Source organism: Mycobacterium neglectum (genome assembly GCF_002591975.1).
In the GTDB taxonomy this organism is placed as follows: domain Bacteria; phylum Actinomycetota; class Actinomycetes; order Mycobacteriales; family Mycobacteriaceae; genus Mycobacterium; species Mycobacterium neglectum.
In genome coordinates this window covers 64854-74847 of sequence record NZ_NVQE01000029.1, presented here as the reverse complement: position 1 = coordinate 74847, position 9994 = coordinate 64854, and the positions used below count along the sequence as shown (strand labels likewise).

Annotated in this window: 12 protein-coding genes, 1 tRNA gene and 1 pseudogene; 6 read left to right on the top strand and 8 right to left on the bottom strand. The window is 66.0% G+C overall.

All coding sequences use genetic code 11. The features are described from left to right. Positions 1-140: 140 nt before the first annotated feature. From wzm to CSQ99_RS21075, 4 genes are read right to left on the bottom strand one after another with little or no spacing between them, the layout of a single operon-like run. Entirely contained in the window at positions 141-971 is an 831-nt protein-coding gene (wzm, locus tag CSQ99_RS21090) for a galactan export ABC transporter permease subunit Wzm/RfbD (protein WP_099040945.1), read from the bottom strand. After that, positions 968-1870: a galactofuranosyltransferase GlfT1 gene (gene glfT1, locus CSQ99_RS21085; protein ID WP_099040944.1), complete on the bottom strand. Its 903-nt coding sequence runs from the start codon at positions 1868-1870 to the stop codon at positions 968-970. Before glfT1 ends, wzm begins: the two co-directional genes overlap by 4 nt. Next, a complete protein-coding gene (gene wzt / locus CSQ99_RS21080; protein ID WP_099040943.1) occupies positions 1863-2678 on the bottom strand; it encodes a galactan export ABC transporter ATP-binding subunit Wzt/RfbE in 816 nt (271 codons plus the stop codon). The genes glfT1 and wzt overlap by 8 nt, the downstream gene beginning before the upstream one ends. Positions 2679-2689: 11 nt before the next feature. Next, on the bottom strand, positions 2690-3196 hold the full coding sequence (locus tag CSQ99_RS21075; RefSeq protein ID WP_099040942.1) for a bacterial proteasome activator family protein: 507 nt from the start codon (positions 3194-3196) through the stop codon (positions 2690-2692). Positions 3197-3533: 337 nt separating this feature from the next. Here CSQ99_RS21075 and CSQ99_RS21070 point away from each other — a divergent pair, with 337 nt between their 5' ends. Next, positions 3534-4730, top strand: a complete 1197-nt coding sequence (locus tag CSQ99_RS21070) for a cysteine desulfurase-like protein (RefSeq protein ID WP_099040941.1) — start codon at positions 3534-3536, stop codon at positions 4728-4730. 5 nt (positions 4731-4735) lie between these two features. Here CSQ99_RS21070 and CSQ99_RS21065 read toward each other — a convergent pair whose 3' ends face one another. Then, positions 4736-5719, bottom strand: a complete 984-nt coding sequence (locus CSQ99_RS21065; RefSeq protein WP_099040940.1) for an NAD(P)H-quinone oxidoreductase — start codon at positions 5717-5719, stop codon at positions 4736-4738. 79 nt (positions 5720-5798) lie between these two features. On the opposite strand from CSQ99_RS21065, the gene CSQ99_RS21060 reads away from it, so the two are divergent. Both CSQ99_RS21060 and CSQ99_RS21055 read left to right on the top strand, forming a co-directional pair. Continuing rightward, positions 5799-6311, top strand: coding sequence for a MarR family winged helix-turn-helix transcriptional regulator (locus tag CSQ99_RS21060; RefSeq protein WP_099040939.1), 513 nt, complete (start codon positions 5799-5801; stop codon positions 6309-6311). 31 nt (positions 6312-6342) lie between these two features. Continuing rightward, a tRNA-Ser gene (locus tag CSQ99_RS21055) sits at positions 6343-6429 on the top strand. On the opposite strand, the gene CSQ99_RS31500 is transcribed toward CSQ99_RS21055, so the two are convergent. Beyond that, the gene (locus tag CSQ99_RS31500; protein WP_245909018.1) at positions 6411-6653 is read right to left on the bottom strand and encodes a hypothetical protein; all 243 of its coding nucleotides are present in this window, start codon (positions 6651-6653) and stop codon (positions 6411-6413) included. The two genes, CSQ99_RS21055 and CSQ99_RS31500, sit on opposite strands and share 19 nt — an antisense overlap. A gap of 68 nt (positions 6654-6721) precedes the next feature. Next, positions 6722-7807, bottom strand: a pseudogene (gene pdxR / locus CSQ99_RS21050) (MocR-like pyridoxine biosynthesis transcription factor PdxR); the annotation flags it as partial. Between the two features lie 46 nt (positions 7808-7853). Here pdxR and CSQ99_RS21045 point away from each other — a divergent pair. From CSQ99_RS21045 to CSQ99_RS31490, 3 genes are read left to right on the top strand one after another with little or no spacing between them, the layout of a single operon-like run. Beyond that, entirely contained in the window at positions 7854-8276 is a 423-nt protein-coding gene (locus CSQ99_RS21045) for a hypothetical protein (RefSeq protein WP_099040938.1), read from the top strand. Continuing rightward, positions 8276-8761, top strand: coding sequence for an NAD(P)H-binding protein (locus CSQ99_RS31495; RefSeq protein ID WP_245909017.1), 486 nt, complete (start codon positions 8276-8278; stop codon positions 8759-8761). The genes CSQ99_RS21045 and CSQ99_RS31495 overlap by 1 nt, the downstream gene beginning before the upstream one ends. Continuing rightward, complete coding sequence (locus CSQ99_RS31490; protein WP_245909016.1) at positions 8722-9183, top strand: NAD-dependent epimerase/dehydratase family protein; 462 nt, start codon at positions 8722-8724, stop codon at positions 9181-9183. Before CSQ99_RS31495 ends, CSQ99_RS31490 begins: the two co-directional genes overlap by 40 nt. Here the strand turns inward: CSQ99_RS31490 and CSQ99_RS21035 are convergent. After that, on the bottom strand, positions 9170-9994 hold the full coding sequence (locus tag CSQ99_RS21035; RefSeq protein ID WP_099040937.1) for a crotonase/enoyl-CoA hydratase family protein: 825 nt from the start codon (positions 9992-9994) through the stop codon (positions 9170-9172). The two genes, CSQ99_RS31490 and CSQ99_RS21035, sit on opposite strands and share 14 nt — an antisense overlap.

The following is a 9994-nucleotide window of genomic DNA, read 5'->3' as shown; positions in this document are numbered from 1 at the left end:
CTTCCCAACCAGCGCGCCAACGCCGGTCTTGATCGAGATCCTGTTTCCGTGATGATCATCCTCGGGAAGGTGCGCCCACTTTCACGCCACCTCGCCGAGGCTCATCCACAGGTTCTGATCATTGCTCGTCGCGCAGACAACTAGACCCAGTACGCCACTCGTGACCGGTACTGCCGCATGGCAAGCGCTGCGAAAGTCCAGCCGATGATCGTCAGCACGATGACCACCACCCAGTGGTGCACCTCCTGATCGGCACCGAGGAGCGGGGCCCGGACGATGTCCAGGTAGTGCAGCAGCGGATTCAGTTGGATGATTCGGGCGTACTCACCGGCACCCTGTTGCTGCAGGGTCGACTCGTTCCAGATGATCGGCGTCATGAAGAACAGCAACTGCACCAGGCTGACCAGTAGCGGGCTGATGTCGCGGTACCTGGTGGCCAGGATGCCGAAGCACAGCGACACCCATACGCAGTTCAACACGATCAGGAACAAGGCCGGAACGACGGCCAAGTCGGTCCACTTCCATGGCTTCGGATAGATGAACGCGATGACCACGAAGATGATCATGTTGTGGCCGAACAGGATGATCTGTCGCCACACCAATCGGTACACATGAACGGACAGCGGTGTCGGAAGCTGTTTGATGAGACCCTCATTCGCGATGAAGACTTCTGCGCCTTCGAGGATGGACGCGTTGATGAGGTTCCAGACGATGAGACCGAGCGTGACGTACGGCAGGTGCTCCTCGAGGGGAAGCTTGAACAACTTCGAGTACAACAAGCCCATGGCGACCGCCGTGGCGCCTGTTGCGATGGTGATCCAGAACGGACCGAGCACCGACCTGCGGTAGCGCTGCTTGATGTCCTGCCAGCCAAGGTGAAACCACAGTTCGCGCTTGCCGAAGCCCGCGACGAGGTCACCCCAGGCGCGTCCCATCGTCTTCGACTGCGCTGCGGCGTCGGTGAACGTCACTGTGGCGGCCTCCCGAACCTTTCTTTACGGCCCATGCGCCGCAACCGAATCCACTCGACCAGCCCTGCGGGATCTCGCCGCGACACCAGGAAGAACCAGCCGAAGCGCACCCATTCTTGAAGCAGCAGCCTGCGCATGCCCGGCAGTGACTGCAGATAGCCGCGATTGCGATAGGTGAAAAATCGCTTGGCCGTGTCGTCGGGATATTGCGTATGCATCCGCCCGCCCAGGATCGGCTTGAACTCGTCGCCGCCCTGCGGGTGCAGATACACAGCGTCCAGGCACGTGCCGAACGGCAGCCCGGTCCGCACCAGGCGGCGGTGCAGTTCCGTCTCGTCACCGCGCACGAACAGCCGCAGATCGGGCACGCCGATGGCCTCCAGCGTCGACGCACGGAACAACGCACCGTTGAAGAAGGACGCGATGCCTCTCAGCAGGTCCGAGGACCCGTCGATGCGCAGTTCCTCGACCCGCCGCCGCCAGGCAAGGCCGCGGCGCAGCGGAAAGGCAAGTCGCCCAGGATCGTTCATATCGCACACCATCGGCGACACCGCTGCCAGCGCGTGCTTCTCGGCGCATCCGAGGAGCGTGTCGAGCACTTCGGAGTCGGCGGGCCGCCCGTCGTCGTCGGCCAACCAGACCCAGTCACTTCCGAGCGCCAGCGCGTGCAACATTCCGAGCGCGAAACCTCCTGCGCCGCCAAGGTTTCGGCGTGACCCGAGATATGTGGTCGCAAGCGGCTGGCCCGCTACGAGTTCGGCAACGCGCGGGTCGTTGTCGTTGTCGATGACGATCAGATGATCCGGCACCCGCGTCTGGGCCGCCACCGCTTCCAGCGACTTGGCCAGTTCGTCGGGACGCCGATGCGTGACGACGACGGCGCACACCGCGTCATTCATTGGGGGCCGTCGCCGGCCAATCCGAGCGATGTTCGTCGAGGACTTCGCGCACGTGACGGGCGGCGTCCTCGCCCTCGTACGCGCGCACCACTTCCTCGATACCGCCGGTCATTTTGATGGTTCCGTGGTCGATCCACATCGCGGTCTTGCAGAGCCGGGCCAGGAATTCGTTGGAGTGGCTGGCGAAAACCAGGATGCCGGAGCGCTCGACGAGGCTCTGCAGCCGCGTCTGGGCTTTCTTCAGGAAGTCGGCGTCCACCGCTCCGATGCCCTCGTCGAGCAGCAGGATCTCGGGGTCGATGCTGGTCACCACGCCCATCGCGAGGCGTACCCGCATGCCGGTGGAATACGTGCGCAACGGCATCGACAGGTAGTCACCCAATTCGGTGAACTCCGCGATCTCGTCGACCTTGGCCAGCATCTGCTTGCGCGTCTGGCCGAGGAACAGCCCACGGATGATGATGTTCTCGAACCCGGTGATCTCTGGATCCATGCCGACCCCGAGGTCGAACACCGGGGCCACCCGGCCGGTCACCGTTGCAACCCCGCGGGTGGGCTCGTAGATGCCGGACAGCAGTCGCAGCAGTGTCGACTTACCGGCGCCGTTGTGGCCGACCAGACCGACGCGGTCGCCGAGTTCCAGCGACATGGTGATGTCCCGCAGCGCCTCGATCACGACGACGTTGGACTCGTTGCGGCCGATCGCGCCGCCGGCCTTCCCGAGGAACGCCTTCTTCAATGACCGCGACTTCGCGTCGAAGATGGGAAATTCCACCCACGCGTTGCGGGTCGAGATGTGGGGGGCCATTAAGGGGGCACCTACAGGTACTGGCCGGTCCCGGCGCCGCCGCGCGGTCCGGTGACTCCCGGTGGTAGCGCGCCCTGGCCGCCACGCATCTGCTCCAGCTGCTGACGCGCGGCCATCTGTTGGGCGAACAGCGCCGTCTGAATGCCGTGGAACAGGCCTTCCAGCCAGCCCACCAGCTGCGCCTGGGCGATGCGGAGCTCGGCGTCGGACGGAATACCGTCCTCGGTGAACGGCAGCGTCAGTCGTTCAAGCTCGTCGCGCAACTCGGGCGCCAGACCCTCCTCGAGCTCGGCGATGCTGGTCCGGTGGATCTCGCGCAGCCGGCTGCGGCTCGCGTCGTCGAGCGGTGCCGCGCGCACCTCCTCGAGCAGCTGCTTGATCATCGTGCCGATCCGCATCACCTTCGCGGGCTGCTCGACCAGGTCGGTCAGCGGTTTACCGTCGTCGCTGTCGCCCATCGCGGCGCGTGGATCGCCGCCGATGATCTCGATGCCGTCGTCGTCGTTGTTGGCTGTCATGTCCCTCTCCGCGGTCTGTTCCCTGCCCTTCGGGCGGTGCGGGCTGCGTGGTCTTCTCAGGTTGTTGTGGACCTTGTTCAGCGATCCGACGTCTCTAGCGACACTATCCCGTCAGCCATGACGAACCCGCAGGCCCGGCCTCGTCATGCATTCAATGTCACTCCGGGATCGCCGGTTATGAAAGTGCGACGAGCACTCCGAACTCAAAGGCCACTGGACTAGTATGACCCGCTAGGTGACCCGTGCCGGGCCCGGCTGGATAGCTATGCGTACAGCCGGTCATCGTCCGAGATCGTGTCACGTTGTGCAATTCAAGGACGCTTTAAGGTGGGCTGCCATGGCATATGACGTCGCCCGGGTGCGTGGCCTGCACCCGTCTCTGGGCGACGGCTGGGTGCATTTCGACGCCCAGAACGGCATGCTGCTTCCCGACGCTGTCGCGAGGGCCGTGTCCACCGCCTTCCGCGGTTCGATGCCCACCTCCACCGGACCGCACCCGTCGGCGCAGCGCAGCGCGGCCGTCCTCACCGCCGCCCGCCAGGCGGTGGCCGACCTCGTCGGCGCCGACCCTGAGGGTGTCGTGCTTGGCCCGGATCGAGCGGTCCTCCTCACATCGCTTGCCGATGCGTCCGCCGCTCGGGTCGGTCTGGGCTACGAGATGGTGGTCACCCGACTGGACGACGAAGCCAACATCGCCCCGTGGCTGCGCGCCGCTAATCGCTATGGCGCCAAAGTCAAGTGGGGCGAGGTCGACATCGAATCCGGCGAGCTGCCGAGCTGGCAGTGGGAGAGCCTGATCACCGCGCCGACCCGCCTCGTCGCAATCACCTCGGCCTCATCGACCTTGGGCACCGTCACCGATCTGCGGGCGGTGACCAAACTGGTGCACGACAACGGCGGCCTGGTGGTGGTCGACCATTCCGCCGCCGCGCCGTACCAGCTGATCGACATCGACGAGATCGACGCCGACGTCGTCGCCGTGAACGCACTCGCATGGGGCGGACCGCCGATCGGTGCCCTGGTGTTTCGCGATCCGTCGGTAATCGACTCCTTCAGCTCGATGTCGCTGAACCCATACGCCCGCGGTCCGGCGCGGCTGGAGGTGGGTTCGCATCAGTTCGGTCTGCTCGCGGGCGTCGTCGCCAGCATCGAGTACCTGGCCTCACTCGACGAGGCGGCACAGGGCACCCGCCGCGAAAGATTGGCGACGTCAATGCAATCGGCGTCGTCCTACATGAGCCGACTGTTCGACTATCTGCTGATGTCGTTGCGCTCGCTGCCCGCGATCATGGTGATCGGCCGGCCCGAAATGCGGATTCCCGTCCTCAGTTTCGCCGTCAGTGACGTGCCGGCCGAGCGGGTGGTGCAGCGCCTGGCCGACAATGGGGTTCTTGCCATCGCGAACGCCGGTTCGCGGGTGCTCGACGTGATCGGCGTCAACGACATCGGCGGCGCAGTCACCGTGGGGTTGGCGCACTACACGACGACCGCCGAAGTGGATCAGCTCGTTCGTGCGCTCGCGTCGCTGGGTTGATTCCGCTAGTCCGCCACTCGCAGAACGATTTTCCCGGCCACCTCACCGGACTCCAGCAATTCGTGCGCGGCGCCGGCCTGCTCGATCGCGAATTCGGCACCGATGATGGGACGGACCTCGCCGTCGGCGATCATCGGCCAGACGTTGGCGACGACCTCCTTGACGATCGCGCTCTTGCTGCCAGGACCGCTCACCGGACGTGACCGCAGTGCGGTCGCGATCACCCCGGCCCGTTTGCCGAGCAGTTTGCCGAGGTTCAACTCTGCCTTGACGCCGCCCTGCATGCCGATGATCACGAGCCGGCCGTCGGGGGCCAGAGCGTCGACATTGCGGTCAAGATAGGCGGCACCCATGATGTCGAGAATCACGTCGGCACCGGCCCCGCCGGACTCCGCGCGGATGCGCTCGACGAAGTCCTCGTCGCGATAGCCGATGGTGATCTCGGCGCCGAGTTCGGCGCACAGGTCCAGCTTGTTCGCTGCTCCGGCGGTGACCGCAACCCGGCTGCCGAGCGCGCGGGCGACCTGAATCGCATGCGTGCCGATGCCGCTCGCACCGCCGTGGATGAGCACCAGCTGCCCGGCCGTCAGGTTGGCGGTCATGATCAGGTTCGACCAAACCGTGCACGCGACCTCGGGCAGGGCGGCGGCGTGGTGGAGCGAAACCGAGTCGGGGATCGGCATGACCTGGCCTGCGGGCACGGCGACGAACTCGGCGTAGCCTCCGCCGGCCAGCAATGCGCAGACCTCTTGCCCGAGATCCCAGCCGGTGACCCCGTCGCCCAATCCCGCGACAGTGCCCGATACCTCCAGGCCGAGAGTCTCACTGGCTCCCGGCGGCGGCGGATAGTTGCCTGCGGCCTGCAACAGGTCTGCCCGGTTCACCCCGGCGGCGCTGACCTTGATCAATATCTCGCCTTCGCGCGGCGCGATGTCAGTAACTTCTTGCCAGGTCAAATGACCTTTGCTGGCAACCATGATCGCTTGCATTCAAATAAGGTTACTAGCCTGCGGAAACAGGTCTGTTTGTTCGGCCCCCAGCAACGCCGTTGAGATTTACCATTGCCGGATGGAGCGGATCATCGCGGGGCGTACAGCCAGTGATATGCCCGGATTGGATATAGCCGAGCAGAGGTCGTGGCAAAACTTCCTCGATTCGGCGTTGCGGATGTATGCGACCCTCAATCGGTCGCTCATGGACGAACATCATCTGACCCTCAACGATGTGCGGCTGCTGGACATATTGGACAAGTCCGCAACGGGGTCATCGCGTATGGGGGACCTTGCCGACAGTTTGATGTCGTTGCCGAGTCGCGTCACCCGGCAGATCCGGCGCCTGGAGCTGCAGGGCCTGGTGCGACGGGGCGCAAGTCCTGAGGACGGCCGCGGCGTGCTGGCCACGATCACCGACGACGGCAGGGCCGCGGTACGCGAAGCCATGGCAACGTACGGCGAGGGTGTGCGCGCCCACTTCCTTGGCCGGCTGTCGCGTCCGCAGATCGCGGCGATGGGGGAGAACTGCAGGCGCATCAGCGTTGCGCTCAAGACCACGGCACCGCCCGCAAAACTCGGCCGCGTCTGAGCGGGCCGGCACCACCAGTACGCTTGTCGACGGTGGCGTGGCAGAGCGGCCTAATGCACTCGCCTTGAAAGCGAGAGACGGCTAAAACCGTCCGGGGGTTCAAATCCCTCCGCCACCGCCCAGCGCCCGAGCGAGCTCCTGCACACCCCGCTCGATCTGCGACTCGGTGAGGTTTGCATAGCCGAGGAGCAATCCCGGTGGTGCCGTGGCGGGTTCGGCGTAGCACGGGGCGAGCGGTTCGACCCGGATGCGCTTCTTCGCGGCGTGCGCGACGAGGTCCTCGATGGGAAAGCCGTCGGGAAAGCGGACGGTGAGATGGACGCCTGCCGCAGCACCGAGCACCGCCGCCTAGGTAGATCCCGTGCCAGCGCACGCAGTAGCGCATTTCGGCGGACCTGGTAGCGCCTGCGCATCTGCCGCAGGTGCCTGTCGTACTCGCCCGATACCAGGAACTGTGCGAAGGCCACCTGATCCATCACCGAACTCCCGGTGTCGGCAAGCCCTTTCGACAACGCGACCGCCTTCACGAGGTGCGGGGGCAGCACCATCCAGCCGATGCGCAAGCCGGGGGCCAACGTCTTGCTCGTCGACCCCACATACACCACCCGTTCGGGGGCGATACCCTGCAGCGACCCGACAGGCGCACGGTCGTAACGGTATTCGGCGTCGTAGTCATCTTCGATGATCAGATGGCCGGCGCGGGCCCACTCCACCAACGACGTTCGCCGTGCGGCCGACAGCACGACACCCGTCGGCGACTGATGAGCAGGCGTGGTCAGCACCACCTCAGCCCCGCTACTTGTCAGCGCGCCCACGTCCAGGCCCTCGTCATCCACACGGACAGGAATCGGATCGATGCCGTTGTGTCGCAGAATCCTTCGATGTAGCCAGAATCCCGGATCCTCCATCGCCACCGGTGTGGACCGCAGCGCGTGGCTGAGTAATGCGACGGCCTGCGTCGCGCCGGAGCAGACGACGATGTGGCGCGGATCGGCCAGCACACCTCGGGTGCGGCGCAGGTAGTCCGCGATCGCAACGCGGGCCATGAGAAGACCTTGGGGTGCGACATATCCGAATGCATCGGACTCGAGGCCGGCCAACCCCTGCCGCAGCGCGCGCAGCCATGCGTGTCGCGGGAAGCTGGACAGGTCCGGAGATCCGGGCAAGAAGTCGATGTCGTAGCGCGTCGGCTCGGCGGATCGGTGCTCGGGGGCGCTCGCCGTATCGACGGTGGCCACGCGGGTGCCCGAACCGTGCCTGCTGAGCAGGAAACCCTCGGCGACCAGTTGGCTGTAGGCATCGACGACGAGTCGGCGCGAGACCCCGAGGTCGGCGGCGAGCACCCGGGTCGACGGCAGCCGGGTGTGCGGCGTCAGGCGGCCGGAGCGGATCGCGGCACGCAGGCCGTTGGCGAGTTGGTGATGCAATGGGTCCGGTGCCGCCCTGTCGAGTTCGACCAGTAGCTCGGGCCCGGAAGTGGTACCCAAAATCGTCATCTAAGTGGTGCCTATCTGGAGGCCAGTCTCGTACTAGCGTGACGGTATGACGACGACTCCCACCCGCACAAGAGGCGGTTTCGTCGAGGTGACGCTGGTCGTCTTCGGGGTGTACGCCCTTGGCATCGGGCTGTTCATGATGTTCGCGCCGGGAGCGTTCTTCGACACGCTCGGGACGTTCGGCGTGCGCAACGATCACTACATCTTCGACAACGCGACGTTCGAGATCCCGCAGGGTCTGCTGCTACTCGCGGCGGTGCGCCGGGTGTCGTGGCGGGTACCGGCCCTCGCCTTCGCCACCGTGCATTGGGCGCTGCACTCGCTGAGCCACATCATCGACCCGCACCACGGTGCCGGCGACGTGATCGGCTGGATCGAGGCGGGCGGACTGGTATTCACGACGGTGATCCTCGCCATCGCGTTGCGCGCCGCGGTGAAGAACGAGGTGACGGAGAAGGGCGGCCACTGATGCGGGTGCTGGTGGCCGGTGCGACGAGTGTGCCGGGGCTGCCGCTGCTGCGGGAGTTGAACTCCCGCGGGCACGAGGTGATCGGCGTGACCCGGTCGGAGTCGAAGACATCGCAGATCGAAGCGGCGGGTGCCAAGCCGGTGGTGGCCGATGTGTTTGACGCCGACGAGATCGACAACGTCGTCGCCGACGCCGGACCGGAGGTCGTCGTCTCGCTGCTCACCACGCTGCCGAAGTGGGGGCCGAAGCGCCCCAAGGACTTCGACCCCGCGAAGAAACTGTGGAGCATCGGCGCACCGAACCTGGTGCGCGCCGCACAACGGAACGCAGTGCGGCGCGTCGTCGCGGAGTCGGTGGTGTTCGCCTACGGCTATCCGACGTCGGGACCTCCCGTGGTGGACGAAACCAATCTGTATCCGGGCCGCCGCCGAAGGGGGGCGACGCCATGCTCGCGGCGCTGCGCGGCATGGAGCAGACCGTGCTGACCTCCGGCGAGCACAGCGACACCGAGGGAATCGTGTTGCGCTACGGCATCTTCTACGGTCCGGATGTGCCGCACGACGAGTTGTTCACGCGACTGGCGAAGTGGTGGGCCCTGCCGGCCATGACCGGTGACGGCGTGGCCTCCTGGATTCACATCGACGACGTCGCGAAGGCCACCGCCGATGCGATCACCAAAGGTCGCGGTGGTCAGGTCTACAACATCGTCGACGACCGGCCGCAGTCCTTCGGGGACTACGTGCGCGAGTTGTCGGCCAAACTGGGTCGGCCGCGGCCGCTGCCGATTTCACATCGGCTGGTCGGCCTGATCGCGTCGTATCCGGCGACGGCGTTCGGGACGACGCGGCTGCCGCTGTCCAACGCCAAGGCGAAGGCCGAGTTGGACTGGACCCCTACTCCCCGGTGAAGTTCGGCGGCCGTTTCTCGAACGTCGCCGTGAGGCCCTCGCCCAGATCCTTGGATGGCAGGAACGCCGCGTTCCACGCCGCGACATAGCGCAGGCTCTCCGAGACCCTGGCGACGCGCTGCTGATCGAGGACGTCCTTCACGCCGTTGACGACCAGCGGTGGGTTGGCGGCAATCTCGGCGGCGGTCTCGTGCGCGGCGGCCAGCGAGGCTTCGGCATCGTCGTACACGTCGTTGACGAGGCCGATCTTCTCGGCGCGCGCCGCGTCGATGTCCTTACCCGTCAACGCCAGCTCACGCAGATGCCCGTCGGACAGGATCAGGGGCAGGCGGGCCAGGCTGCCCACGTCCGCGACGATCGCCAGCTTGACCTCGCGCACCGAGAACTTCGCGTCGGCGCTGGCGTAGCGCATGTCGACAGCGGAGATCAGATCGACACCGCCGCCGATGCACCACCCGTGCACTGAGGCGATGGTGGGGGTGCGGCAGTCGGCGACGGCATTGATGGCACCCTGCATGCGCAGGATCGTGGCGTGGAACTCCGAGCGTGGGCGGGCGGTGGCCCCGTCGGCCAGCACGCCGGAGAGGGTGCCGCCCATCGCGATCAGGTCGAGCCCGTAGCTGAAGTTCTTGCCCGATCCGGTCAGCACGATCGCGCGCACATCGCGATCGGCGTCCAGTGTCGCGAACACCTCGGGCATCTCGGCCCAGAATGCCGGGCCCATCGCGTTGCCCTTGGCCGGACCGACCAGCGTCACCTGCGCGACGTTGTCCTTGACGTCGACGGTGACGGATTCGTATGTATCGCCCAC

What these genes read in the sequence shown, in the direction of transcription:
- glfT1 (WP_099040944.1), bottom strand. Translation starts at nt 1,870, where the DNA reads ATGAATGACGCGGTGTGCGCCGTCGTCGTCACGCATCGGCGTCCCGAC.
- wzt (WP_099040943.1), bottom strand. Translation starts at nt 2,678, where the DNA reads ATGGCCCCCCACATCTCGACCCGCAACGCGTGGGTGGAATTTCCCATC.
- CSQ99_RS21075 (WP_099040942.1), bottom strand. Translation starts at nt 3,196, where the DNA reads ATGACAGCCAACAACGACGACGACGGCATCGAGATCATCGGCGGCGAT.
- CSQ99_RS21070 (WP_099040941.1), top strand. Translation starts at nt 3,534, where the DNA reads ATGGCATATGACGTCGCCCGGGTGCGTGGCCTGCACCCGTCTCTGGGC.
- CSQ99_RS21065 (WP_099040940.1), bottom strand. Translation starts at nt 5,719, where the DNA reads ATGCAAGCGATCATGGTTGCCAGCAAAGGTCATTTGACCTGGCAAGAA.
- CSQ99_RS21060 (WP_099040939.1), top strand. Translation starts at nt 5,799, where the DNA reads ATGGAGCGGATCATCGCGGGGCGTACAGCCAGTGATATGCCCGGATTG.
- CSQ99_RS21045 (WP_099040938.1), top strand. Translation starts at nt 7,854, where the DNA reads ATGACGACGACTCCCACCCGCACAAGAGGCGGTTTCGTCGAGGTGACG.
- CSQ99_RS31495 (WP_245909017.1), top strand. Translation starts at nt 8,276, where the DNA reads ATGCGGGTGCTGGTGGCCGGTGCGACGAGTGTGCCGGGGCTGCCGCTG.
- CSQ99_RS31490 (WP_245909016.1), top strand. Translation starts at nt 8,722, where the DNA reads ATGCTCGCGGCGCTGCGCGGCATGGAGCAGACCGTGCTGACCTCCGGC.